Genomic DNA, 24,940 nt, shown 5'->3' on the forward strand with positions numbered 1-24,940 from the left:
CGGGGCGTCAGAGGCCGGGCCGCAGCCGGGCGTCGTCGGCGGGGGTGGCCCCGTCGCGGGTGCCCGCGAGGACCGCGCTGCCCTGCCGCCACTTCTCCCACGGCAGGTTCCAGTCGCCGAAGCCGTTGCCGAAGGGGGACATCTCCTCGCCCGCGCTGTTGACGACCCGGACGATGTCGCCGCGCTGGACGGTCTCGTAGAACCACGCGGCGTTGCCGGTGGACATGCCCACGCAGCCGTGGCTGACGTTGGCGGCCCCCTGGGAGCCGACCGACCACGGCGCGGCGTGGACGTACTCGCCGCTCCAGGTGACCCGGGTGGCGTAGTACACCGGCAGGTCGTAGGACTCGCTGCTGCCGGCCGCGATCCCGACGGTGGTGCTGCGCATGCGGACGAAGTACTGCTTCTCCAGCACGACCTTGACGCCGTTCCGGGTGGAGAAGCCCGGTTTGCCGGTGGTCACCGGAATGGTGTTGATCACTTCTCCGTTGCGCCGGACGGTCATGTAGTGCCCCGCGGCGTCGGCGACGGCCTCGACGCGGTCGCCGATGGTGAGCTTCAGCGGGTCGGTGGCGGTGCCGTAGAGGCCGCTGCCGACGGGCAGGCCCGCGAGGTTGCTCGTGAGGGTGACCTCGGCGCCGGCCGGCCAGTACTCCTTGGGCCGGAAGTGCAGTTCCTTGTCGTTGACCCAGTGCCAGGCGCCCGTGACGCTCGGGGTGGAGCGGACCCGCAGGGCACGCTCGACGGCGGTGCGGCCCGCGCGGTCGGTGACCGGGGCGCTGAGCTTGGCGGTGAGGGGCTGTCCGACGCCGTACTCGCCCGCCTCGGGGCCGAACTCCACCGCCAGGAGGTTGCGGGCCGGGGCGGTGCGGAAGGTCAGCGTACGGACGCCCGGGGCGCCCTCGCCGTTCTCCGTGGCGACCCTGACCGTGTAGCGGGCGCCCGCGGCCAGCGGGCCGGTGGAGCGCCAGCGGCCGCCGTCGGCGGAGAGGCGGCCCGCCAGGTGGTGGCCGGCCTCGTCGACGGCGGTCACGTCGGTGATGCGGGTGCCGCCGTCCTTGACGGACACGGCGAGCGGCTTGTCGAGCGCCGCCTCACGGCCTTCGGCGAAGCCGTCGAAGGTGACCTGCCGCGCCGCGTCGTAGGGCCGCGCGGAGAGCGGGTGGCCGTCCGGTCCCCCGCAACCGGCAGCGCCGGCGCCTGCGGCGACGACCAGCAGGGAGCAGCTGAGGGCGATGCGGAGGCTCGGCGTGTGGCTCATAAGCACACGGTAGGAAGAGCCGCCGGGCGCGGCACTCCGGACGACTGCAAAAGAGGGGCCCGGCGGTCTCCGTCCGGAGACCGCCGGGCCCTTTCACCCGTGCGGGTGCCTACTGGTTCTGGTTCTCACCGCGGTAGTACTCGAAGACCCAGCCCCAGACGCCGATCAGGATGAGCGGCAGGGCGAAGAACATGAGCCACCAGCCGAGGGCGACGCCGAGGAAGGCGAACGCGCCACCGATCGCGAGGGAGAGCGGCTGCCAGCTGTGCGGGGAGAAGAAGCCGAGCTCGCCGGCCTCGTCCGCGACGTCCGCCTCCTTGTCGTCCTGGGCCATGGCGTCCACCCGCCGGGCCGTGAAGGCCAGGTAGTAGCCGACCATGATCGCCAGGCCGAAGGCCATGAACAGCGCCGTGGTGCCGACCGGCTCCTTCGACCACAGGCCGTACAGGATGGCCATGGCGAGGATGAAGAAGCTCAGCCAGATGAACATCTTGCCCTGGATCTTCACTTGCCGACCTCCTTGCCACCGAACAGCGCGGTGTCCTTCTGCCCGTCGTTCTCGAGCTGGCTCAGGGCGGCGATCTCAGGGTGGTGCAGGTCGAAGGCCGGCGATTCCGAGCGGATGCGCGGCAGCGTGAGGAAGTTGTGGCGCGGCGGCGGGCAGGACGTGGCCCACTCGAGCGACCGGCCGTAGCCCCACGGGTCGTCGACCTCGATCTTCTCGCCGTACTTGGCGGTCTTCCAGACGTTGTAGAAGAACGGCAGGATCGACAGGCCGAGCAGGAACGAGCTGATCGTGGAGATGGTGTTCAGCGCGGTGAAGCCGTCCGCGGCCAGGTAGTCCGCGTAGCGGCGCGGCATGCCCTCGGCGCCCAGCCAGTGCTGGACGAGGAACGTGCCGTGGAAGCCGATGAAGAGCGTCCAGAAGGTGATCTTGCCGAGGCGCTCGTCCAGCATCTTGCCGGTGAACTTCGGCCACCAGAAGTGGAAGCCGGCGAACATCGCGAACACGACGGTGCCGAAGACGACGTAGTGGAAGTGCGCCACCACGAAGTACGAGTCCGACACGTGGAAGTCCATCGGCGGCGAGGCCAGGATGACACCGGTCAGGCCACCGAAGGTGAAGGTGACCAGGAAGCCGATCGTCCAGAGCATCGGCGTCTCGAAGGACAGCGAGCCCTTCCACATGGTGCCGATCCAGTTGAAGAACTTCACACCGGTCGGGACCGCGATCAGGAAGGTCATGAAGGAGAAGAACGGCAGCAGCACACCGCCGGTGACGTACATGTGGTGCGCCCACACCGTCACGGACAGGCCGGCGATCGCGATGGTCGCGGCCACCAGGCCGATGTAACCGAACATCGGCTTGCGGCTGAAGACCGGGATGATCTCCGAGACGATGCCGAAGAACGGCAGGGCGATGATGTACACCTCTGGGTGGCCGAAGAACCAGAAGAGGTGCTGCCACAGCAGGGCGCCGCCGTTGGACGGGTCGAAGATGTGCGCGCCGAACTTGCGGTCGGCCTCCAGCGCGAAGAGCGCGGCGGCCAGCACCGGGAAGGCGAGCAGGACCAGGACACCGGTCAGCAGCACGTTCCAGGTGAAGATCGGCATGCGGAACATCGTCATGCCGGGTGCGCGCATGCAGATGATCGTGGTGATGAAGTTGACCGAGCCGAGGATCGTGCCGAAGCCGGAGAAGGCCAGACCCATGATCCACATGTCGGCGCCGACGCCCGGCGAGCGGACGGCGTCCGACAGCGGGGTGTAGGCGAACCAGCCGAAGTCGGCCGCACCCTGCGGGGTGAGGAAGCCGGCCACGGCGATGATCGAGCCGAAGAGGTACAGCCAGTAGGCGAACATGTTCAGCCGCGGGAACGCCACGTCGGGCGCGCCGATCTGCAGCGGCATGATCCAGTTCGCGAAGCCGGCGAACAGCGGCGTCGCGAACATCAGCAGCATGATCGTGCCGTGCATCGTGAACGCCTGGTTGAACTGCTCGTTCGACATGATCTGCGTACCCGGACGGGCCAGCTCGGCGCGCATGAAGAGCGCCAGCAGACCGCCGATGCAGAAGAAGACGAACGAGGTGACCAGGTAGAGCGTGCCGATCGTCTTGTGGTCGGTGGTGGTCAGCCACTTCACGACGACGTTGCCGGGCTGCTTGCGCCGGACGGGCAGCTCGTTCTCGTACGGCTCCTTCGAGCCGTCAGCTGCCGTGGCGGCACCCTGAGGTTCGTTGAGGATGCTCACAGTTGGTTCTTCTCCGCATTCCTGGCCGGGTCCGTCTGCTGAATGCCCGACGGGATGTAGCCGGTCTGCCCCTTCTCGGCCAGCTCCTTGAGGTGCTGCTGGTAGCGCTCGGGGGAGACGACCTTGACGTTGAAGAGCATCCGGGAGTGGTCGACGCCGCAGAGCTCGGCGCACTTGCCGAGGAAGGTGCCCTCCTGCGTGGGGGTCACCTCGAAGGCGTTGGTGTGGCCCGGGATGACGTCCTGCTTCATCAGGAAGGGGACGACCCAGAAGGAGTGGATCACGTCACGCGAGGTCAGGACGAACCGGACCTTCTCGCCCTTCGGCAGCCACAGGGTCGGACCCGGGTTGCCGGTCTGCGGGTTGCGCGTGCCGGGGACGCCCTCGTCGTGGACGCCTTCGGCGCCCGCGGGGAACTGCTTCTGCCACTTGTCCGGAATGGCACCGAGCTCCTTGGGGACCTCGGCGCCCGTGGCGGCGTCGCCGTCCACGTTCTCGATGTAGTTGAAGCCCCAGCTCCACTGGTAGCCGACCACGTTGATGGTGTGGGCCGGCTTCTCCGAGAGGGCCAGGAGCTTGGACTCGTCACGCGCGGTGAAGTAGAAGAGCACCGAGACGATGATGAGCGGGGTCACCGTGTACAGGGCCTCGATGGGCATGTTGTACCGGGTCTGCGGAGGAACCTCGACCTTGGTGCGGCTACGCCGGTGGAAGATGACGCTCCACAGGATCAGACCCCACACCAGCACGCCCGTGGCGAGCGCAGCCGCCCACGAGCCCTGCCAGAGGGAGAGGATCCGCGGGGCCTCCTCCGTCACCGGGGTGGGCATTCCGAGGCGGGGGAAGTCCTCCCAGTTGTAGGAACAACCGGAGGCGGTAGCCAGGATCAGGCCCGCAGTCAGCACCTGCGGCAGCTTCCGCCGCATCGGGCGCCGCGACGAGCGGTCGGAGCCGTTGGGACTCACGTAGCGCCTTCCCGAGAGTCTCGCCCGCGGGTCGGCTGCGGCCGTCTCGCTGGTCGGTCGCCGGCCCTGACGCGGGCAGGGGTTTGGATGTTTATGCGGACCAAACCCTACTGGACGCTATTTGGCGTCGCGCGGGGAGGGTGCCCAACGCGCCGCCGGACCCCTCTTTCGGGTTGTGTGCGCAGGTCGCGGGCATGGTGGATCCCGTGCGGAGGCCCGGGCGCGGCGCCCCCGAGGCCACCTGCGGGGGCCACCCGGCGCGGGGAGCGGAAGGAGTGCCTCACCGCTGGGACGGTCGGGGTTAGCGTTGCCACGTGGCCTACTTCGACGTCGCTTCCTCCGCCCCCCTCCACCCCGTCGCCCGGCAGGCGCTGCAGGCTTCGCTGGACGAGGGGTGGGCCGATCCCGCCCGGCTGTACCGCGAGGGGCGGCGCGCCCGGCTGCTGCTGGACGCCGCGCGGGAGGCCGCCGCGGAGGCGGTGGGGTGTCGCCCCGACGAGCTGACGTTCACCCCTTCGGGGACGCACGCGGTCCACTCCGGCGTCGCGGGCGCCCTCGCGGGGCGGCGCCGGGTGGGCGGGCACCTGGTGGTGTCGGAGGTGGAGCACTCCTCGGTGCTGCACGCGGCGGCCGCGCACGAGGCGGCCGGCGGGACGGTGACCCGGGTGCCGGTGGGGCGGTCCGGGGCGGTCGACCCGGAGGCGTACGCGGGGGCGTTGCGGGCGGACACGGCGCTGGCGTGCCTCCAGTCCGCCAACCACGAGGTGGGGACCGAGCAGCCGGTGGCGCGGGTGGCGGAAGCCTGCCGGGAGGCCGGGGTGCCGCTGCTGGTGGACGCGGCGCAGTCGCTGGCGTGGGGGCCGGTGGAGGCCGGGTGGTCGCTGCTGGCGGCGAGCGCCCACAAGTGGGGCGGGCCGGCGGGCGTGGGGCTGCTGGCCGTGCGCAAGGGGGTGCGGTTCGCGGCGGCGGGTCCGGCGGACGAGCGGGAGGCGGGGCGGTCGGCCGGCTTCCCGAACCTCCCGGCCGTCGTGGCGGCCGCGGCCTCGCTGCGGGCCGTGCGGGAGGAGGCCGCGGCCGGGGCGGCGCGGCTGCGGGGGCTGGTGGAGCGGATCCGGGTCGGGGTGGCGGAGTCGGTGCCGGACGTGGAGGTCGTGGGCGATCCGGAGCGGCGGCTGCCGCACCTGGTCACGTTCTCGTGCCTCTACGTGGACGGGGAGGCGCTGCTGCACGAGCTGGACCGGGCCGGTTTCTCCGTCTCGTCCGGTTCGTCGTGCACGAGTTCGACGCTGACGCCCAGCCACGTCCTGCGGGCCATGGGGGTGCTGTCGGAGGGGAACGTCCGCGTCTCCCTGCCGCTCGACGCGGCGGAGGCGGACGTGGAGCGGTTCCTCCGGCTGCTGCCGGGTGTGGTGGCGGGCGTGCGGGAGCGGCTCGGGGCGCCGGTGTCCGCGCCGGCGGCGGCCGCGGGGGGTGACGGGGGCGGGCTCGTGGTGGACGCCCTCGGGAAGCGGTGCCCCGTCCCGGTGATCGAGCTGGCGAAGGTGATCGGCGACGTGCCGGTGGGCGGGACGGTGCGGGTGCTCGCCGACGACGCGGCGGCACGGCTCGACATCCCGGCGTGGTGCGCCATGCGGGGGCAGGAGTACGTGGGCGAGGAGCCGGCGGACCGGGGCGCGGCCTTCACGGTCCGCCGGCTGGTGTGACGCCCGGTCAGGCGAGGCGCGCGCGGACCTCGGCGGCGGCGGCGTCCCCGTAGGTCTTGGTGAAGCGCTCCATGAAGTGGGCGCGGCGCAGGGTGTACTCCTGCGTGCCGAGGGTCTCGATCACGAGCGTGGCGAGCATGCAGCCGACCTGGGCGGCGCGCTCGTGGCCGACGCCCCAGGAGAGGCCGGAGAGGAAACCGGCGCGGAAGGCGTCGCCGACGCCCGTCGGGTCGACCTTGGCCTCCTCGTCGGGGCAGCCGACCTCGATGGTGGGCTCGCCGGTCCGCTCGATGCGCACGCCGCGGGCGCCGAGGGTGGTGACGCGGTGGCCGACGCGGCCGAGGATCTCCTCGTCGCTCCAGCCGGTCTTGGACTCGATGAGGCCCTTCTCGTACTCGTTGGAGAAGAGGTACGTGGCGCCGTCGAGGAGGGTGCGGATCTCGTCGCCGTTCATCCGGGCGATCTGCTGCGAGAAGTCCGCGGCGAAGGGGATGCCGCGGGTCCGGCACTCCTCGGTGTGGCGGAGCATCGCCTCGGGGTCGTCGGCGCCGATGAGGACCAGGTCGAGGCCGCCGACGCGGTCGGCGACGGCCTTCAGCTCGATGAGCCGGGCCTCGCTCATGGCGCCGGTGTAGAAGGAGCCGATCTGGTTGTGGTCGGCGTCGGTGGTGCAGACGAAGCGCGCGGTGTGCAGGACCTCGGAGATCCGCACGGAGTCGGTGTCCACGCCGTGCCGGTCGAGCCACGCGCGGTACTCGTCGAAGTCGGAGCCGGCCGCGCCGACGAGGATCGGGCGGGTGCCCAGCTGGCCCATGCCGAAGCAGATGTTCGCGCCGACGCCTCCCCTGCGCACGTCGAGGTTGTCGACGAGGAAGGAGAGGGAGACCGTGTGCAGCTGGTCGGCGACCAACTGGTCGGCGAAGCGGCCGGGGAAGGTCATCAGGTGATCGGTGGCGATGGAGCCGGTGACTGCGATACGCACGGCGGGATGCTCCTGCGGGGCGGGGAGACGGCGTTGACGGTTCACGCTACCGGCTCGGACGGCGGCGGTGAACAGCGGAAACTACCCGATAGTAGGTCTTCTCGGTCGTGTCGGGCTGTGCGTACGGTGCCGGTATGTCGAACCACATCGTGTCGCGCGAGCGCCCGGAGTCCGAGTCCACCCTGGCGGAGCTGCGCGGGGCGTCCGCGAGGATGGCGCCGCACTGGTCCGCCCCCCGGGAGCCCGCCCCCGCGCCCGTGCCGCCGTCGCACATCCACGGGGTCGTCGTCGAGCCCGCGTCCGCCCGGCTGATCGACGCCACGGCGGAGTACGGCGGCTGACGGCGCCCGGCGGGGCCGCCCCACTCCCCGGCGAGGCCGTCCGGCGCCGGCTGGCACCCGGCGGGGAGGCCGCCTGACGGGGAGGCCGCCCGGTCGGGGGCCGCCCGGCGGGGTCCTGGGCTCGGCCGCCGCCTCGCGCGCCCGGGTCGGTGACGCGTTCCGCCGGATGCCGCCGCCCCGCAGGGGAACCGCTCGCCCGTCCGCCCCGTCCCACCCGTGTCTCCCGTCCGGAGGGGATACGCAAGGGGACGAGGACCGACGAAGGAGCGTTGCGGTGAGCGAGACGCAGAGCACTGACGCACGTACCGGCCGACGGCGCCCGCCGTTCGCCGCCGCCCTGGTGGCGGCTGCGGTGCTGGTGGGCGGGGGCGGCACGTACCTCGCCGTCGCCGCGGCCGGCGACGACCGCGGGGAGGCCGCCGGCCGGACGGTCGTCACCGACCCGCGCGGCGGCCCGGCCGGGACGCCGGCCCCGGGGGCGAGCACGTCGCCGGGCACTCCCCCGGGCATCGCGCCGGGTGAGCCCGACCCGAACGGCGGCGGGCGGTACCGGGTGGCGGGCCCCCTGCCGGAGGCGCCCGAGCGGGCGCACGCGTACCGGGACGCGCGGAAGGTCACGGAGGCGGACGCGGCGCGGCTGGCGCGGGCGCTCGGGTTCGCGGCGACGCCGGTGAAGGCGCGGGGAGAGTGGCGCGTCGGCCCGCAGAAGGACGGTTCGGGGCCGGAGCTGACGCTGGACGAGTCGGGCCACTGGCGGTACGTGGCGCAGGGGCCGCGGTCCGACGACTGCCCGAAGGGCAAGCACTGCCCCGGGGACCCGACGGACGGGCGGGTGGGCGAGGAGGCCGCGAAGCGGGCGGTCGTCCCGATGCTGAAGGCGCTCGGCCACGCGGACGCCGCCGTGTACGTGGAGGCGGGCCGGGTGGTCGCCCACCCGCGGGTCGGCGGGCTGCCGACCCGCTGGTACGCGGCCGAGTTCACCGTGGACGGCGGCGGCGGGATCGTGGCGGCGGAGGGCAGGCTGGCCACCCTGGTGCGCGACGAGGCGCTGCCGGTGACCGACGCCGAGCAGGCGGTACGGGATCTCAACGCCTCCGGTCAGGGCAGCCTCGGCACGCGGGACGGGGGGTCCGGGGCCGGCGACTGCGCTTCCCCCGTACCGCTGGAGGGCGGTGGCGCGCCCGCCGCGACGGGTGCGGGTACGGGTACGGGTGCGGTCGGCCCGACGACCGGGCCGTGCGACCCGGAGACCGGCACGCCCAAGCGCGCCGAGGACGTCGTGACGATCCGCGAGGTCGTCCTGGGCCTGGCGGCCTACCCCCTCGGGAGCGGGGCGACGCTCGTGCCCGCGTGGCTGTTCGTGGCCGAGGAGAACGGGCGGACGGTCCGCTTCAGCCACCCGGCGGTGCCGCTGGAGCGACTCGACGAGCACCCGCCGGCGGCGGGTCTGGCGCTGGAGGGGCCCGAGGCCGGGGCACGGGAGCTGCGGGTGTCGTTCGAGGGCAGCCCGTGCAGCAGGTACGTCGTGCGGGCGGAGGAGAGCGCCACGGAGGTGGGACTGCGGCTGTTCGAGGTGCCGAACGACAGGGGCGGGGCGTGCATCAGCATGGCGGTGTCGGTGCACGTCACCGTGACGCTGGACGCGCCGGTCGGCGGCCGGGCCGTGGTGGACGCGGAGAGCGGCGAACCGCTCCGCAAGGTCGCCGCCCGGCGCTGAGGACCGGTGCGGGCCTGCCGGTGCAGGCGTACCGGCGCGGGCCTGCCGGTGCACGTACGCCGTCGGCCCCCGGACCTGGAGGTCCGGGGGCCGACGGCGGGACGGGACGGCCGGCGGGCCGTCGACCGGTCAGCTGAAGGAGTCGCCGCAGGCGCAGGAGCCCGTGGCGTTCGGGTTGTCGATCGTGAAGCCCTGCTTCTCGATGGTGTCGACGAAGTCGATGGAGGCACCGCCGAGGTACGGGGCGCTCATGCGGTCGGTGACGACCTTGACGCCGTCGAAGTCCTTCACGACGTCGCCGTCGAGGGAGCGCTCGTCGAAGAAGAGCTGGTAGCGCAGACCGGAGCAGCCACCCGGCTGAACGGCGACGCGGAGCGCCAGGTCGTCGCGGCCTTCCTGGTCGAGCAGGGCCTTGACCTTGGCCGCGGCGGCGTCCGACAGGATGATGCCGTCACTGACAGTGGTCTTCTCGTCCGATACGGACATCTGCTTTTCTCCCGGGTTGTTCGGAGACTGCTTGCCGACGGGTGCAACCGGCGGGGTCGCCGATTCATTCCGGGCCGCGCCCGGTTCTTCCCCTTCATGCTCGCACACGGCCCGTGAACCGGGCACCGAGCCGTCGAGGGCGAATGCGTCACATCGACACTATGGACATCGTCAAAGTGACGTGAAGCGGTTATGATAGATAGCGTCAATTAGACGAAAAGGCTCAGTAGAAAGGGTGCGTGACGTGACCACCGCCCAGCCCCTGGATGTCCAGCCGACGCCGCTCGCCCTGCTGCTGCTCGGCCGCGAGGCCGACCCCAAGAGCGAGCGGGGCGTGGAGTGCCCCGGCGACCTCCCCTCGCCGTCCGACCCGGACCTGGTGGAGCGCGCCCGCGCGGCCAAGGAGAAGCTCGGGGACAAGGTCTTCGTCCTCGGCCACCACTACCAGCGCGACGAGGTCATCCAGTTCGCGGACGTCACCGGCGACTCCTTCAAGCTCGCCCGTGACGCGGCGGCCAGGCCCGAGGCGGAGTACATCGTCTTCTGCGGTGTGCACTTCATGGCCGAGTCGGCGGACATCCTGACCGGCGACGACCAGAAGGTGGTCCTGCCGGACCTGGCCGCGGGCTGCTCGATGGCCGACATGGCCACCGCCGAGCAGGTCGCGGAGTGCTGGGACGTCCTGACGGAGGCCGGCGTCGCCGAGGCGACCGTCCCGGTCTCCTACATGAACTCCTCCGCCGACATCAAGGCCTTCACCGGCAAGCACGGCGGCACGATCTGCACCTCGTCGAACGCCCGGCGCGCCCTGGACTGGGCCTTCGAGCAGGGCGAGAAGGTCCTCTTCCTGCCCGACCAGCACCTGGGTCGGAACACCGCGGTCCGCGACATGGGCATGTCCCTGGACGACTGCGTGCTGTACAACCCGCACAAGCCGAACGGCGGGCTGACCATCGAGGAGCTGCGCGCCGCGAAGATGATCCTGTGGCGCGGGCACTGCTCCGTGCACGGCCGCTTCTCGCTGGACTCGGTCGAGGACGTCCGCGCGCGCATCCCCGGCGTGAACGTGCTCGTCCACCCGGAGTGCCGGCACGAGGTCGTGGCGGCGGCGGACTACGTGGGGTCGACGGAGTACATCATCAAGACCCTGGAGGCGGCCCCGGCCGGCTCGAAGTGGGCGATCGGCACGGAGCTGAACCTGGTCCAGCGTCTGGCGAATCGTTTCGCCGGCGAGGGCAAGGAGATCGTCTTCCTCGACCGGACCGTCTGCTTCTGCTCGACCATGAACCGCATCGACCTGCCCCACCTGGTCTGGGCGCTGGAGTCGCTGGCCGAGGGCAACCTCGTCAACCGCATCCAGGTCGACCCGGAGACGGAGAGCTTCGCGAAGCTGGCGCTGGAGCGGATGCTGGCGCTGCCGTAACCGGTGGTGCGGTCGGCGGCCGCGGTCGGCGGCACGCCCGCACGACGACGCCCGAGGGGCGCCCCGCAGTGCGCGGGGCGCCCCTCGGGCTCTTTGCCGGCCTCGCGGCCGGCCGGCGCTGCCGGGGTGGCCGGGCCTCTGGGGGAGGTCGGCGCCTGCCAGGGTGGCCGGCCCGTCGGGGGGCCGCTCGTCGGGTGGCCGGTGCCCGTCGGGGCCCCTCCGGGGCGTCTCCCCGGGGTCGGATACCTCGGGTCCCGGCCGGGGGACCCGCCCGTCGCCGCCGACCCCTGCGGGGACGACCCCGGCACGGCCCCACCCCGGCCGGACGCCGTCTGCCGGTCGGACGGGTCAGGCGTTGGCCAGGGTCTTCTCCTCCGTGCGGGTCACCTTCGCCTCGCGCTTCGCGCGGCGGCGTTCCTTGCGCAGCTCGACCATCGCGTACAGCGTCGGCACCAGCAGCAGCGTGAGGAGCGTGGAGGTGATCAGACCGCCGATCACCACGACCGCCAGCGGCTGCGCGATGAAGCCGCCCTCGCCCGTGATGCCCAGGGCCATCGGGAGCAGCGCGAAGATCGTCGCCAGGGCCGTCATGAGGATCGGGCGGAGGCGGTGGCGGCCGCCCTCCACGACCGACTCGATCACCCCGAGCCCCTGGGCCCGGTACTGGTTGATGAGGTCGATCAGCACGATCGCGTTGGTGACGACGATGCCGATCAGCATCAGCATGCCGATCATCGCGGGGACGCCCATCGCCGTGCCGGTGGCGATCAGCAGACCGATGGCGCCGGTCGCCGCGAAGGGGATGGAGACCAGCAGGATCAGCGGCTGGACCAGCGAGCGGAACGTCGCCACCAGCAGCATGAAGACGATCGCGATGGCCGCCAGCATCGCCAGCCCCAGGTTGGCGAACGCCTCCTCCTGGTCCTCCGACACCCCGCCGATGGAGGCCGTGGCGCCCTCCGGCAGGTCCAGCGCGTTGATCTTCGCCTGGAGGTCGGCGCTGACCGCGCCCGTGTTGTCGCCGGTCGGCTTGGCCGTGATGGTCGCGGCGCGGGAGCCGTCGATGCGGGTCATCGACACCGGGCCCGGCACCAGCTTCACGTCCGCTACGTCACCCAGCTTCACCGGGCCCAGCGGCAGCTGCCGCAGCTCGGCCAGGGTCCGCGCCGGGGCGGCGGAGGTGATGACGACGTCGCGCTCGGTGTCGTCGAGGACCGCCTTGCCGACGGGGGTGCCGCGCACGGCCTCGGCGACCGCCATGCCCAGCGCGGCGTCGTTGAGGCCCGCCTCGGCGGCGCGGGCGTCGGCCCGCACCGAGACCCGCGGCACGGACTGCGACAGGTCGCTCTGCACGTCGGTGACGTCGTCGAGTTCGGCCACCTCGGCCCGCACCTGCTCGGACGCCTTCTTCAGGGTGGCGGCGTCCGCGGCCTTCACCACGACGCTCAGGTCCTGGTTGCCGAAGCCGTCGCCCGCCGCGATCGTCGTGTCGCCGATGCCGTCCAGCTTGCCCAGCCCGGCGTCGATCCGGTCGCGGGCCCGCTCGTAGGAGGCGGAGTCCGTCAGCGTCACCTGGTAGGACGCCTGGTTGGCGCCCGTACCGCCGCCGAAGGCCGCCATGAAGCCGGACGAGCCCACGGTGACCTGGTAGTCCTTCACCTCGTCGGTCGAGGCGAGGACCGCCTCCACCTTCCTGGCCGCGGCGTCCGCCGCCTCCAGGCTGGTGCCGGCGGGCAGCTCCTGCTTGATGGAGAGGACCTCCTGGTCGCCCTGGTCGAAGAAGTTGGTCTTCAGCAACGGGGCCATGCCGAGGGTGCCGACGAAGACGACGACGGCGATCAGGACGCTGGTGAGGCGGCGGCGCGTCGCGAAGCGCAGCACGGGGACGTACGCGCGCTGCAGGACGCTGCGGCTCTCCTTCTCCTCCGCCGCGCGCCGGGCCTCGTCCGGGTCGGCGGAAGTGCCCTTGGGCGCGCGCAGGAACCAGTACGACAGGACCGGCACGACCGTCAGCGAGACGAGGAGGGAGGCGAGCAGGGCCGCGGTGACGGTGAGGGAGAACGAGCCGAACAGCTCGCCCACCATGCCGCCGACCAGGCCGATCGGCAGGAACACGGCCACGGTGGTGAGGGTGGAGGAGGTGACGGCGCCCGCCACCTCGCGCACCGCCGTGAGGATCGCCGCCTGGCGCTCCTCGCCGTAGCCGAGGTGCCGCTTGATGTTCTCCAGGACCACGATCGAGTCGTCGACGACCCGGCCGATGGCGATGGTGAGCGCGCCGAGCGTCAGCATGTTCAGGGACAGGTCCCGCGTCCACAGCACGATCAGGGCGAGCACGACGGAGAGCGGGATGGAGACCGCGGTGACCAGCGTCGAACGGATCGAGGCCAGGAACACCAGGATGACGAGGACGGCGAAGACCAGGCCGAGCGCGCCCTCCGTGGTGAGGCCGGAGATGGACTTCGAGACGGCCGGGCCCTGGTCGGAGACGACCGTCAGCTCGGCGCCCGCGCCCAGGTCGGCGCGCAGTCCGGGCAGCTTGTCCTCGACGGCCTCGGAGATGGCGACGGCGCTGCCGTCGTTGTCCATGGTGGCCATGACGGCGAGGCTCGGCTTGCCGTTCGTGCGCGTGAGGGAGACCCGCCGGGACTCCTCCTGCCGCACGGTCGCGACGTCGCCGAGGCGGACCGCGGCGCCCTTCGCGGGCTTGATCCGCAGGTCCTCGATCTGCCGCAGCGAGGTGAAGCCGCCGCCGACCTGGACCGTGCGGCTCTCGCCGGCCTCGGAGAAGGAGCCGGCGGGCACGGTCGCACCGCCGCCGCGCAGCGCGTCGGCCAGCTGGACGGTGGTGAGGCCGGCCGCGCCGAGCTTCCGGACGTCGGGGGTGACGGAGACCTGGAGGTCCTGGACACCGTCGATCGAGACCTGTCCGACGCCGTCGATGTCCTCCAGCGCCGGCACGACGGTCCGCTCCAGCTGGTCGGCGAGGGCCTGCTGGTCCTTGTCCGACGTGACGGCGAGGACGACCGTCGGGATGTCGTCGGTCGAGCCGGCGATCACCTGCGGCTCGACGTCCTCCGGCAGCTGGGCGCGGGCCCGGTTCACGGCCTGCTGGACGTCGGCGACGAGCTGCTTGGTGCCCTCGTCGCCGTAGTCGAACGTCGCCATGACCAGGGCGTTGCCCTCGCTCGCCGTGGCGGTGACGCCCTTGATGCCGTCGACGGCCTCCAGGGACGCCTCCAGCGGTTCGACGACCTGCTTCTCGACCACGTCGGGGGAGGCGCCGGGGTACGGCGCGAGGACCGACACCATGGGCAGTTCGATGGAGGGCAGCAGCTGCTGCTTGAGCTGGGGGATGGCGATCGTGCCGAAGACGATCGCGACGATCGACATCAGGCCTATCAGGGCCCGCTGGGCGAGGCTGAATCTGGACAGCCAGGACATGGCGTCTCGTGTCTCTCTTCCGCGGTGTGGCTCGACGTGGTGGGTGCTCCCCCACACCATCGGCCATCGCGGAGGGGCGATCCCTCGCCCCCAGGTCCATTCCTGGCGCCGCGCGTACCGCGCCCGGAGTACGCGGGCCGGGCGGTCACTCCACCCTTGGACGTACCAACCCCGACTCGTAGGCGAAGACGACCAGCTGGGCGCGGTCGCGGGCCCCGATCTTCGCCATGGCGCGGTTCACGTGGGTCTTGACGGTGAGCGGACTGACCTCCAGGCGCTCGGCGATCCCGTCGTTGGGCAGCCCGGCGGCGACGTGGACGAGGACCTCGCGCTCGCGGCCGGTCAGCGCGGAGAGCCGTTCGGCGCGGCCGCCCGCCCCGTCGGCGCCGCCCGGCTCGCCGCCGCCCTGGGCGAGGAACCGGGCGATGAGGCCCTTGGTCGCGGCGGGCGACAGCAGCGCCTCGCCGGCGGCGGCGATCCGGATCGCGCTGAGCAGCTCGTCGGGCTCGGCGCCCTTGCCGAGGAAGCCGGAGGCGCCGGCGCGCAGCGACTGCACGACGTACTCGTCGACCTCGAAGGTGGTCAGCATGACGACGTGGACGCGGTCGAGGGCCGGGTCGGAGGTGATCTCCCGGGTGGCGGCGAGTCCGTCGCTGCCCGGCATGCGGATGTCCATGAGGACGACGTCCGGTCCGGTCGCGCGGGCCAGGGCGACGGCCTCGGCGCCGTCGGACGCCTCCCCCACGACCTCCATGTCCGGCTCCGACTCGACGAGCACCCGGAAGGCGCTGCGGAGCAGCGCCTGGTCGTCGGCGAGCAGCACCCTGATCGGCCCGGTGGTCGTCATGTGGCTCCGTCCTCCCCGCCGCGCGTGGTGAGGGGAAGTATCGCCTGGACGCGGAAGCCGCCCCCGTAGCGGGGTCCCGCGGTGAGCGCGCCGCCCAGCGCGCCGACCCGCTCGCGCATGCCGACGAGGCCGTGCCCGCCCGGAGCCCCGGCGGCCCCCGGCGCGCCGACGGCCTGCACCGGGGCGGTGCCGTCGTCCAGGACCGTGACCTCGACGGTGCGGCCCACCCGCAGGACGCTCACCTCGGCGGTGGCGCCCTGGCCCGCGTGCTTGCGGACGTTGGTCAGGGCCTCCTGGATGATCCGGTACGCGGCGAGGTCGACGGCGGAGGGCAGGTGGGTGTCCTGGTCGGTGCGGGCGAGCCGCACGGGGAGGCCGGCGTTGCGGAAGGTGTCCAGCAGGTCGTCCAGGACGGCGAGGCCGGGCGCCGGCTCGGTGGGCGCCTCCGGGTCCCCGGACTGGCGGAGCAGTCCGACGGTGGCGCGCAGCTCGTCCAGCGCGGACCGGCTGGCCTCCCGGACGTGCGCCAGCGCCTCCTTGGCCTGGTCCGGGCGCTTGTCCATGACGTGCGCGGCCACCCCGGCCTGGACGTTGACCAGGGCGATGTGGTGGGCGACGACGTCGTGGAGGTCGCGGGCGATGCGCAGGCGCTCCTCCGCGACGCGGCGCCGGGCCTCCTCCTCGCGGGTCCGCTCGGCGCGGTCGGCCCGTTCCCGTATCGCGTCGACGAAGGCGCGGCGGCTGCGGACGGCGTCGCCCGCGGCGGCCGCCATGCCCGTCCACGCGAAGACGCCGAGGTTCTGCTGCGCGTACCAGGGGGACGAGCCGAAGGACATGGCGACGGCCGTCAGCACGGTCATCGTCGCCAGGCCGACGCGCCAGGTGGTGGGGCGGTCGGTGCGGGAGGCGACCGTGTACAGGGCGACGACGGCGCTCATCGCGACGGGCGCGGGCGGGTCGCCCGCGACGAACTCGGCGACGGTCACGGCGCCCGTGACCGCCAGCGCCCGCAGGGGCGCCCGGCGCCGGGCCACGAGGGCGGCCGCGCCGAGCACCATCAGGACGACGCTGGCCGGGCCGGGGGTGCGGATGCCGAACGTCGGACCGGTGCCGTCGCCGTGCGGGTCGACGAAGGAGCCGAGGACCATCGCCGCGAGGACGGCGGCGGCGATCAGGGCGTCGCAGGCCACCGGGTGGGCGCGCAGCCGGTCGCGGGCGCGGGTGAGGGCGTTTCCTTGTGCCGGCACACCGAGAGGGTAAGCCAGCCGGCCCCGACAGCCACCGGGCCGGTACGCCCGGCCCGCCGGAGGCGGGGCGGGGTGGGGCGGGGTGGGGTCCGGAGGGCCGGCTCAGGTGGGTGCGGTACGGAGGGGGCCGGCGGAGGCGGGTGCGGTAAGCGGGCGGCGGCCGTGCGGTGACCTGGCGGAGTCGGCGCGGTGCGGGCGGCATGTGCCGGGCCTGTCGGCGGCCGGCGCGGTGGGTCCGGTGGGTCGGCGGCCGGCGCGGTGAGCGGGCGGCAGCTGGTGCGGTCCGGTGTACAGCACCGGGCCATGCGGTGCGCCGGGTCGGTGGGATGGGTGGGGCGGTGGCCTGATTGCGCTGGTGCGGTGCGGTGGGCCGGCGGTTGGTGCGGTGCGCTGGGCGGCGGCCCATGCGGTGTGGTGGACGCGGTACCCGTGGCGTACGGGGGCGTGGCGGGCGCGGTGCGCGCGGGTGGGGGCGGCGGACGCCCGGGCGCGGGGCCGGCCGCCCGGGGCCGCGCCGTGGTGCCTGCCCGGGGCCGTCAGGGGCTCACGCCGGGGGGATCAGGCCGTCGTCCGTGAGGAGGGACCGCACGTCCTCCAGGGACGCGTCGGGTGCCGGGAGGATGAGCTCGGACGGCTCCAGGGAGTCGTCCGGCAGCGGCTCGCCCAGCTCGCGGACCCTGCCCAGCAGCGCGTGCAGGGTCCGGCGGAAACCGGTGTCGTCACCGGTCTCCATCTCGGCGAGCAGTTCGTCGTCGAGCCGGTCCAGTTCGGCGAAGTGGCCGTCGGCCAACCTCACCTGGCCCTCCCCCATGATCCGAACGATCATGACGCGCCCGTCCTCACTGCTTGTCGAACCTCGGCCGTGCCTCCGGCCGGCCCTGGCCCTGGCCCTGCTGCGTGCCGTCGGCGCCCTCGATGGCCTGCTGCGGCGTCGTGCCGCCCGCGAGCTCGGCCTTCATGCGCTGCAGCTCCAGCTCCACGTCCGTCCCGCCCGACAGGCGGTCCAGCTCGGCCTGGATGTCGTCCTTCGCCAGCCCCGACCGGTCGTCGAGGGCGCCGGAGGCGAGCAGTTCGTCGATGGCGCCCGCGCGCGCCTGGAGCTGCGCGGTCTTGTCCTCGGCGCGCTGGATGGCGACACCGACGTCGCTCATCTCCTCGCTGATCCCGGAGAAGGACTCGGCGATGCGCGTCTGGGCCTGCGCCGCCGTGTACGTGGCCTTGATCGTCTCCTTCTTGGTGCGGAAGGCGTCGACCTTGGCCTGCAGCCGCTGCGCGGCGAGCGTGAGCTTCTCCTCCTCGCCCTGCAGCGTCTGGTGCTGCGTCTCCAGGTCGGTGACCTGCTGCTGGAGCGCGGCCCGCCGGGACAGCGCCTCACGGGCCAGGTCCTCACGGCCGAGGGCCAGCGCCTTGCGGCCCTGGTCCTCCAGCTTGGCGGACTGGCCCTGCAGCTGGTTGAGCTGGAGTTCGAGGCGCTTGCGGGACGTCGCCACGTCCGCCACGCCGCGGCGGACCTTCTGGAGGAGCTCCAGCTGCTTCTGGTACGAGTAATCGAGGGTCTCGCGCGGGTCCTCGGCCCGGTCCAGGGCCTTGTTCGCCTTCGCGCGGAAGATCATCCCCATACGCTTCATGACACCGCTCATGGGCTTCGCGCGCCCCCTTCTGACCGACTTCGGCTGCAGCACTCCGACAGAACCCACAGTACGGGCCCCACATCCATTACCGCACTGTTCGGGGGCCGATGGGCTCCTCCCCAAGGACGAGTGCGGGGCGGCCCGTCTCCGGCCCGGGGAGTAGACGACCCCGGGATCCGGTGCGGGGACGCACCGGTAAGGGACGCGGGCCGTTGCCGGATCGTTCCCCACGGGGGTGGGGTCCACACCCGGCACCCCGTACCCTTGGGATTTGTGTTCCGTAGCCGTTCGAAGGAAGAGAAGGCCCTCACCGGCAAGGTGACGGCGGACCTCTCCACGCAGCCCCGCCACCCGCAGGCCCCCAAGGGCCGACCTACCCCGAAGCGGAGTGAGGCCCAGTCCCAGCGCCGCCGTGCGTCGACGCCGACGCTCGACCGCAAGGAGGCGATGCGCCGCCAGCGCGAGGCGCGCCGCGCCGACCTGGCCCGCCAGCGGCAGGCACTCGCCACCGGCGACGAGCGTTTCCTGCCCGCCCGTGACCGCGGCCCCGTGCGCCGCTTCGTCCGTGACTTCGTCGACTCGCGGTTCTTCGTCGCCGAGATGTTCCTGCCGCTCGCCGTGGTCATCCTCGTCCTGTCGCTGATCCAGGCCGGGCAGATGCAGACGATCGCCACCATGCTGTGGCTGGGCGTGATCGTGCTGATCGTCGTCGACTCGATCGGTCTGTCGATCCGGTTGAAGAAGCAGCTCAAGCAGCGCTTCCCGAACGAGCCGAAGCGCGGCGCCGTGGCGTACGCGCTGATGCGCTCGCTCCAGATGCGCCGGCTGCGGCTGCCGAAGCCGCAGGTCAAACGGGGAGAGCGACCCTGAGTACCACGCTGTCGGAACCCGGGGGCGCGTCGGCCGGGTGGCTGGACGGGGTCGGGGGGCTGCGCGACACGGTCCGCCAGGAGCTCGTGGCGCGCCAGCTGGACGAGCAGATGGGCGCCCGCTACCCGGTGGGGCAGCGGCTGCGGATCCTCGACGTCGGCATGGGCCGGGGCACGCAGGCCCTGCGCCTGGCGCGGGCCGGGCACACGGTGACCGGTCTGGAGTCCGACCCGGAGATGCTGGGCGCCGTCCGCGAGGCGCTGGCGACCGAGCCGGCCGGGATCCGCGAGCGGTTCCGGACGATCGAGGGGGACGGCCGGGAGACCGGCGTCCACTTCCTGCCGGGCAGCTTCGACGTGGTGCTGTGCCACGGCGTCCTCATGTACGTGGACGAACCCGACGCCGTCCTGGCCGGTCTCGCCCGGATGCTGGCGCCGGGCGGTCTGCTCTCCCTGCTCGTACGGAACGCCGACGCCCTGGCCATGCGGCCCGGGCTGGCCGGGGACTGGCCGGGCACCCTGGCGGCGTTCGACTCCGACACCGACGCGGGCGGCCCCGGGCCGCGGGTGCGGGCCGACCGGCTGGAGACGCTCACCGCGACGCTCGCGGGCATCGCGGCGCCGCTGCACGAGTGGTACGGGGTGCGGGTCTTCACCGAGTCCGTGCCGCCGGACCGGGGACTGCCCGCCGCCGACGAGCTGGAGCGGCTGCTGGCGGCCGAGGACCGGGCGGGCCGTACCGAGCCGTACCGCCGGGTCGCGGCGCTGCTGCACCTGTGCGGCGTGCGCGGCTGACGGGCGCGCGGCGCGGACGGACGCACCGGGGGTGCGGGGGCGGCCGGCAGCGCGCGGGGGGCGTGATCCGGCCTGATGCCGGTCGCCGGACAGGCGCGGGCCGCGTTTCCGCGTCTTCGTCGGCGTGAGCATCACCGACACCGAACCCGCCGCCGTCCCGCCCGACACCGACACCACCCCGCGGCTGCCCGCCCGGGAGACCTGGCGGGCCCTGTACCGGCACTTCCGGCCGCACCGCGCGGTCGTCGCCCTCGGCACCCTGCTCGCCCTCTTCGGGACCGTGGCGGGGCTGGCGCAGCCGCTCGCCGCGAAGGCGCTCGTCGAACGGCTCGGCCGGGACGAGCCGATCACCGGGATCCTGCTGGGCCTCACCGCGCTCGTGGTCGCCGGGACGGCGATCCAGGCGGCCGGCTCGTACCTGCTGGAGCGCACCGCCGAGTCGGTGGTCCTCTCCGCCCGCCGCTCCCTCGTCGGCCGGCTGCTGCGGCTGCGGCTGCCCGAGGTGGAGCGGACCCAGCCCGGCGACCTGATGTCCCGGATCACCTCGGACACGACACTGCTGCGGGCGGTCACGACCGAGTCGGTCGTCTCCGCCGTCACCGGAGGGCTGGGCTTCGTCGCCACCCTGGTGATGATGGCGCTGATGGACCCCGTGCTGCTCGGCACCACCCTGGGTGTGATCGTCCTGATCGGTGGCGCGTTCGCGTTCGCCATGCCGCGGATCGCCGAGGCCACGCGGCGCTCGCAGGCCGCGGTCGGCGAGATCTCCAGCCGTCTGGAGCGGGTCTTCGGCGCGTTCCGCACGGTCAAGGCGTCGGGCGCGGAGGCGCGTGAGACGGCGGTCGTGGAGGCGGCGGCGCGGGAGGCGTGGCGGCACGGGGTGAAGGCCGCGAAGTGGCAGGCCGTCGCCGGGTCCTCGGTGGGCCTGGCGGTGCAGGTGTCGTTCCTGGCCGTGCTCGGCATCGGCGGGGCGCGGGTCGCCGCGGGGACGATCACCGTCGCGGAGCTGATCGCGTTCCTGCTGTACCTCTTCTACCTGATCGAGCCGGTCTCGGAGCTGGTGCAGGCGGTGACGCAGTACCAGGTGGGGTCGGCCGCCATCGCCCGGATCGAGGAGGCGGAGCGGCTGGAGGTCGAGGACGCCGCCCCCGGGCCGACGGGCGCCGCGGCGGCGGTCGCGGGGGCCGTGGCGGGGGCCGCGGGGGCCGTGGCGGGGGCCGCGGGGGGCGGGCGCGGGCCGGCGTCCGTCGTCTTCGAGGACGTCTCCTTCCGCTACCGCGACGACCTGCCGTACGTGCACCACGGTGTGTCGTTCGAGGTGCCCGGGCCCGGTATGACGGCGTTCGTGGGGCCTTCGGGCGCGGGCAAGACCACCGTGTTCGGGCTGGTCGAGCGGTTCTACGAGGCCACCGGCGGCCGGGTCCTGGTGGACGGCCGGGACGTGCGCCAGTGGCCGGTCGCCGAGCTGCGCGGGACCATCGGGTACGTCGAGCAGGACGCGCCGGTGCTGGCCGGGACGCTCCGCGAGAACCTGCTGTTCGCGGCGCCGGACGCCACGGAGGAGCAGGTCCGGGAGGTCCTGGTGCGGGCCCGGCTGGACGGGCTGGTGGAGCGGCTGCCGGACGGCCTGGACACCGTGGTGGGGCACCGGGGGTCGAAGCTGTCGGGTGGCGAGCGGCAGCGGGTGGCCGTCGCCCGGGCGCTGCTGCGCGGGCCGCGGCTGCTGCTGCTCGACGAGGCGACGTCGCAGCTGGACGCGGTGAACGAGCAGGCGCTGCGGGACGTGGTCGCCGAGGTGGCGCGGGAGGTGACCGTCCTGGTGGTGGCACACCGGCTGTCGACGGTGACGCTGGCGGACCGGATCGTGGTCATGGACGGTGGCCGCGTACGGGCGGTGGGCACCCACGAGGAGCTGGTGGCCGGGGACCCGCTGTACGGCGAGTTGGCCGCGACCCAGTTCCTGGCGTCGCGGGACCGGGAGGTGTCCGGAACGTAGCGCCGTCCGCCCGCCGGCCGGGCGGGACCTCCCGGGCGCCTCCGGGGAGCACGGCATCGGGCCGGGGCGGCGGCACCACGCCGGATCCCGCCGCGGGCGAGCCCCTATCGGATGCGCTGCGCGGGCAGGAGCCACAGGATGAAAGGGATACTCCGGACATGGAAGCCCTCGTTCCCCGCGTCCGCGCACTGGCGCCGTCCCTCGTCGCCGCGGTGTGCGCGGCCGCCCTGCTCGGCGGCTGCTCGACCCCACCGCCCGCCGGACCGGCCGCCGCGGGTCCGCGGGCGACGGCGACGCCCCGGGCCGCGGCGCCGCGGCAGGCGGCCGACCTGCAGAGCGAGTACCAGACCGTGATCCGGGACGTGCTGCCGTCCGTCGTCACCATCGAGGCGGGCGAGGGCCTCGGCTCGGGCGTGGTCTACGACGCCCAAGGCCACATCGTGACCAACGCGCACGTGGTCGGCGCGGAGCGCACCTTCCGGGTGACCGTCGCCACGCTCGAGCAGCCGCTGACCGCGCGGCTCGTCTCCAGCTACCCCGAGCAGGACCTCGCCGTGATCAAGCTGGAGGGCCCCCCGCCCCAGGGCGTCCGGCCCGCGCGGTTCGGCGACTCGTCGGAAGTCGAGGTGGGGCAGATCGTCCTCGCCATGGGGTCACCGCTCGGGCTCACCGGGAGCGTCACCCAGGGCATCGTCTCGGCGATCGGACGCACCGTCAGCGAGAGCCGCTCCGGGGGCGGTACGGGCGCGACGATCGCCAACATGGTGCAGACGTCCGCGCCGATCAACCCCGGCAACAGCGGGGGCGCGCTGGCCAACCTCGACGGCGAGGTCATCGGCATCCCCACCCTCGCGGCGGTCGACCCGGAGGTGGGCGGCGGCGCGGCGGCCGGCATCGGCTTCGCGATCCCGGTGTCGATGGTGCGCACGATCGCCGACCAGATCGTGCGGTTCGGCAGCGTGCGGGACTCGGGGCGGGCGGCGCTCGGCATCTCCGGGCGCACGGTCCTCGACGACGACTACCGTCCGACGGGCGTCGCGGTGGAGCGGCTGATGGAGGACGGGGCGGCGCAGGCGGCCGGGTTGCGCGTGGGCGACATCATCACCCGACTGGGCGACGCGGAGATCACGACGATCACGTCGCTGCTGGAGGCGCTCGCCGCGCTCGAACCCGGGCAGCGGGTGCAGGTCCGCTACCAGCGGGAGGGCCGCAGCCGCACGGCCACGGCGACGCTGGGCGAGGTGTGACGGTGCCCTGCCGCGCCGCGGGCACGCGCCCCGCCGGAGCGGGACGGCGGATCCCGGCGGGACGGCGGCTCCCGGCGGGACGGCCGTCGGCCCCGCGTACCGGGCCACCGGTTCCGAGGAGCGGGCGATCGGCTTCGGGTTCCGGGCGGGTCACCCCGGCCGCGGGGCGGTCGGCCCTCGGCGCGGGGCCGGCCGCCCCGGGGGCCCGGCGGTCAGCCCTCGGCGTCCAGGGGCATGGGGCCGTAGATCTTCGTGCCGTCGTCGAAGAGGGTGACCTGGTCCGCGCCGCCCTCCAGCAGGTCCCGCCACTGCTCGCCGATCCACGACTCGGCGTCGCCCTGGGTGGTGAACTCCTCCGGCCTGACCGCCGGCTCGACCTCCGTGCCGTCGGACTTCTCGAACCGCCACGTCCACGCCATGTGCGCCTCCCGATCACAGCCACCTGTGGTCTTTCCTGCCCGCAGCGTAGCCGGGCGAGCAGCCGCGCGGGGCTCGCGGGAGGATCGGCACCGTGGAACTGACCCTGCTCGGCACCGGCGCCCCCGCCGGACTGCCCCGACCCGGCTGCCCCTGCGCCGTGTGCGCCACGGCCCGGGGACCGTACGCGCGCGCCGCGACGTCCCTCCTCGTGGACGGCGCCCTGCTCCTCGACCTCACCCCGGGCGCCGCCCTGGCCGCCGCCCGCTCGGGGCACACCCTGTCGGGGGTGCGGCAGGTGCTGCTGACCCACCCCCACGACGGTCCGCCCGTGGAGCTGCCGGCCGGGCTGCCGGCGGCGGGCCGCGTCCCCGACGGGCGCGAGCTGACGCTGATCAGCGGGCACCGGGTCCGCGCCGTGGCGATCGACGGCCCGGGCACCGGGTACGAGGTGACCTCCCCCGAGGGCCCCCGCCTGCTGTACCTGCCGCCGGGCGGCGCCCCGGCCGGGGCGGTGGAGCAGCGGCGCCCGTACGACCTCGTCGCCGCCGACGTCACCGGGCGGCCCGGCGCGCTCGCCCGGCTGCGGGCCACGGGCGCGGTGGGGCGGGACACGGACGTCGTCGCCGTCCACCTCGACCACGACGTGCCGCAGGGGCGCGAGCTGGACCGGCGGCTCGCCGCGGCGGGCGCGCGGGCCCTCGCCGACGGGACGACGGTGACCGTCGGCGCGTACCGGGAGGCGCCGCCGCTCCCCCGTCGCACGCTGGTCACCGGTGGTGCGCGGTCCGGGAAGTCCCTGGAGGCGGAGCGGCGTCTGGAGTCCCACCCCGACGTCGTGTACGTCGCGACGGGCGGGACGCGCGACGGCGACCAGGAGTGGGCGGCGCGCGTGGGCGTCCACCGCGACCGCCGGCCCGGCTCCTGGCGCACCGAGGAGACCTGCGAGGTGGCGCCGCTGCTCGCCGCGGACGGGCCCCCACTGCTGGTCGACTGCCTCTCCCTCTGGCTGACCGACGCGATGGACCGGGTGGGCGCCTGGGACGACGAGACGTGGCGGCGCACCGGTGAGAAGGCGCTGCGCGAGCGGGTCGACGAACTCGTCGCCGCGGTCCGCGCCACGACCCGCACGGTGGTCGCCGTCACCAACGAGGTGGGCGCCGGCGTCGTGCCCGCGACGGCCGCGGGACGGCGGTTCCGCGACGAGCTCGGGCGGCTCAACGCGGCCTTCGCCGACGAGTGCGAGCAGGTGCTGCTGGCCGTCTCCGGGCAGGTGCTCGTGCTGCGCGGATGAGCGTCGTCCGCGCCCGGTACTG

The 24,940-nt window shown here is 73.7% G+C and carries 21 protein-coding genes; 9 read left to right on the forward strand and 12 right to left on the reverse strand.

From position 1 onward, the window contains the following. Positions 1 to 7: 7 nt before the first annotated feature. The 4 genes from ACF053_RS17915 to ctaC form a co-directional block, all read right to left on the reverse strand. Positions 8 to 1,261: a L,D-transpeptidase gene (locus ACF053_RS17915; RefSeq protein ID WP_391954771.1), complete on the reverse strand. Its 1,254-nt coding sequence runs from the start codon at positions 1,259 to 1,261 to the stop codon at positions 8 to 10. 109 nt (positions 1,262 to 1,370) lie between these two features. Beyond that, a complete protein-coding gene (locus ACF053_RS17920; protein ID WP_391954772.1) occupies positions 1,371 to 1,769 on the reverse strand; it encodes a cytochrome c oxidase subunit 4 in 399 nt (132 codons plus the stop codon). After that, positions 1,766 to 3,514: an aa3-type cytochrome oxidase subunit I gene (ctaD, locus tag ACF053_RS17925; RefSeq protein WP_391954773.1), complete on the reverse strand. Its 1,749-nt coding sequence runs from the start codon at positions 3,512 to 3,514 to the stop codon at positions 1,766 to 1,768. The genes ACF053_RS17920 and ctaD overlap by 4 nt, the downstream gene beginning before the upstream one ends. Further along, positions 3,511 to 4,479: an aa3-type cytochrome oxidase subunit II gene (ctaC, locus tag ACF053_RS17930; protein WP_228982871.1), complete on the reverse strand. Its 969-nt coding sequence runs from the start codon at positions 4,477 to 4,479 to the stop codon at positions 3,511 to 3,513. The genes ctaD and ctaC overlap by 4 nt, the downstream gene beginning before the upstream one ends. 314 nt (positions 4,480 to 4,793) lie before the next feature. Between ctaC and ACF053_RS17935 the strand changes: the two genes are divergently transcribed. Continuing rightward, positions 4,794 to 6,182 carry a cysteine desulfurase/sulfurtransferase TusA family protein gene (locus ACF053_RS17935; protein ID WP_391954774.1) on the forward strand — a complete coding sequence of 463 codons (1,389 nt, stop codon included), beginning with the start codon at positions 4,794 to 4,796 and terminating at the stop codon, positions 6,180 to 6,182. Between the two features lie 7 nt (positions 6,183 to 6,189). On the opposite strand, the gene ACF053_RS17940 is transcribed toward ACF053_RS17935, so the two are convergent. After that, positions 6,190 to 7,164 carry a carbohydrate kinase family protein gene (locus tag ACF053_RS17940; RefSeq protein WP_391954775.1) on the reverse strand — a complete coding sequence of 325 codons (975 nt, stop codon included), beginning with the start codon at positions 7,162 to 7,164 and terminating at the stop codon, positions 6,190 to 6,192. 134 nt (positions 7,165 to 7,298) lie between these two features. On the opposite strand from ACF053_RS17940, the gene ACF053_RS17945 reads away from it, so the two are divergent. Both ACF053_RS17945 and ACF053_RS17950 read left to right on the forward strand, forming a co-directional pair. Then, on the forward strand, positions 7,299 to 7,505 hold the full coding sequence (locus tag ACF053_RS17945; RefSeq protein ID WP_058941328.1) for a hypothetical protein: 207 nt from the start codon (positions 7,299 to 7,301) through the stop codon (positions 7,503 to 7,505). A gap of 274 nt (positions 7,506 to 7,779) precedes the next feature. After that, entirely contained in the window at positions 7,780 to 9,222 is a 1,443-nt protein-coding gene (locus tag ACF053_RS17950; RefSeq protein ID WP_391954776.1) for a hypothetical protein, read from the forward strand. 129 nt (positions 9,223 to 9,351) lie between these two features. On the opposite strand, the gene ACF053_RS17955 is transcribed toward ACF053_RS17950, so the two are convergent. Then, positions 9,352 to 9,708, reverse strand: a complete 357-nt coding sequence (locus ACF053_RS17955; protein WP_058941326.1) for a HesB/IscA family protein — start codon at positions 9,706 to 9,708, stop codon at positions 9,352 to 9,354. Positions 9,709 to 9,952: 244 nt separating this feature from the next. Between ACF053_RS17955 and nadA the strand changes: the two genes are divergently transcribed. Further along, on the forward strand, positions 9,953 to 11,131 hold the full coding sequence (gene nadA, locus ACF053_RS17960; RefSeq protein ID WP_391954777.1) for a quinolinate synthase NadA: 1,179 nt from the start codon (positions 9,953 to 9,955) through the stop codon (positions 11,129 to 11,131). A 348-nt stretch (positions 11,132 to 11,479) separates the two neighbouring features. On the opposite strand, the gene ACF053_RS17965 is transcribed toward nadA, so the two are convergent. From ACF053_RS17965 to ACF053_RS17985, 5 genes are all read right to left on the reverse strand, one after another. Beyond that, a complete protein-coding gene (locus ACF053_RS17965) occupies positions 11,480 to 14,575 on the reverse strand; it encodes an efflux RND transporter permease subunit (protein WP_391954778.1) in 3,096 nt (1,031 codons plus the stop codon). A 145-nt stretch (positions 14,576 to 14,720) separates the two neighbouring features. Continuing rightward, positions 14,721 to 15,422, reverse strand: a complete 702-nt coding sequence (locus ACF053_RS17970) for a response regulator (protein WP_391954779.1) — start codon at positions 15,420 to 15,422, stop codon at positions 14,721 to 14,723. Further along, entirely contained in the window at positions 15,419 to 16,669 is a 1,251-nt protein-coding gene (locus ACF053_RS17975; protein WP_391954780.1) for a sensor histidine kinase, read from the reverse strand. The genes ACF053_RS17970 and ACF053_RS17975 overlap by 4 nt, the downstream gene beginning before the upstream one ends. A gap of 544 nt (positions 16,670 to 17,213) precedes the next feature. Beyond that, entirely contained in the window at positions 17,214 to 17,495 is a 282-nt protein-coding gene (gene pspAA / locus ACF053_RS17980) for a PspA-associated protein PspAA (RefSeq protein WP_391954781.1), read from the reverse strand. A gap of 13 nt (positions 17,496 to 17,508) precedes the next feature. Beyond that, on the reverse strand, positions 17,509 to 18,309 hold the full coding sequence (locus ACF053_RS17985; RefSeq protein ID WP_391954782.1) for a PspA/IM30 family protein: 801 nt from the start codon (positions 18,307 to 18,309) through the stop codon (positions 17,509 to 17,511). Positions 18,310 to 18,573: 264 nt separating this feature from the next. On the opposite strand from ACF053_RS17985, the gene ACF053_RS17990 reads away from it, so the two are divergent. From ACF053_RS17990 to ACF053_RS18005, 4 genes are all read left to right on the forward strand, one after another. Further along, positions 18,574 to 19,170, forward strand: a complete 597-nt coding sequence (locus ACF053_RS17990; protein WP_391954783.1) for a DUF3043 domain-containing protein — start codon at positions 18,574 to 18,576, stop codon at positions 19,168 to 19,170. Between the two features lie 110 nt (positions 19,171 to 19,280). After that, positions 19,281 to 19,964, forward strand: coding sequence for a class I SAM-dependent methyltransferase (locus ACF053_RS17995; RefSeq protein WP_391954849.1), 684 nt, complete (start codon positions 19,281 to 19,283; stop codon positions 19,962 to 19,964). A gap of 124 nt (positions 19,965 to 20,088) precedes the next feature. Continuing rightward, entirely contained in the window at positions 20,089 to 21,960 is a 1,872-nt protein-coding gene (locus ACF053_RS18000; protein ID WP_391954784.1) for an ABC transporter ATP-binding protein, read from the forward strand. A gap of 158 nt (positions 21,961 to 22,118) precedes the next feature. Next, a complete protein-coding gene (locus ACF053_RS18005) occupies positions 22,119 to 23,207 on the forward strand; it encodes a S1C family serine protease (protein ID WP_391954785.1) in 1,089 nt (362 codons plus the stop codon). A 212-nt stretch (positions 23,208 to 23,419) separates the two neighbouring features. Here ACF053_RS18005 and ACF053_RS18010 read toward each other — a convergent pair whose 3' ends face one another. Further along, the gene (locus ACF053_RS18010) at positions 23,420 to 23,626 is read right to left on the reverse strand and encodes a hypothetical protein (RefSeq protein ID WP_058941316.1); all 207 of its coding nucleotides are present in this window, start codon (positions 23,624 to 23,626) and stop codon (positions 23,420 to 23,422) included. A 92-nt stretch (positions 23,627 to 23,718) separates the two neighbouring features. On the opposite strand from ACF053_RS18010, the gene ACF053_RS18015 reads away from it, so the two are divergent. Then, positions 23,719 to 24,918 carry a bifunctional adenosylcobinamide kinase/adenosylcobinamide-phosphate guanylyltransferase gene (locus ACF053_RS18015; protein WP_391954786.1) on the forward strand — a complete coding sequence of 400 codons (1,200 nt, stop codon included), beginning with the start codon at positions 23,719 to 23,721 and terminating at the stop codon, positions 24,916 to 24,918. Positions 24,919 to 24,940 lie beyond the last annotated feature (22 nt).

Origin of the sequence: Streptomyces kanasensis, assembly GCF_043077165.1 — a bacterium.
Taxonomy (GTDB): domain Bacteria; phylum Actinomycetota; class Actinomycetes; order Streptomycetales; family Streptomycetaceae; genus Streptomyces; species Streptomyces changanensis.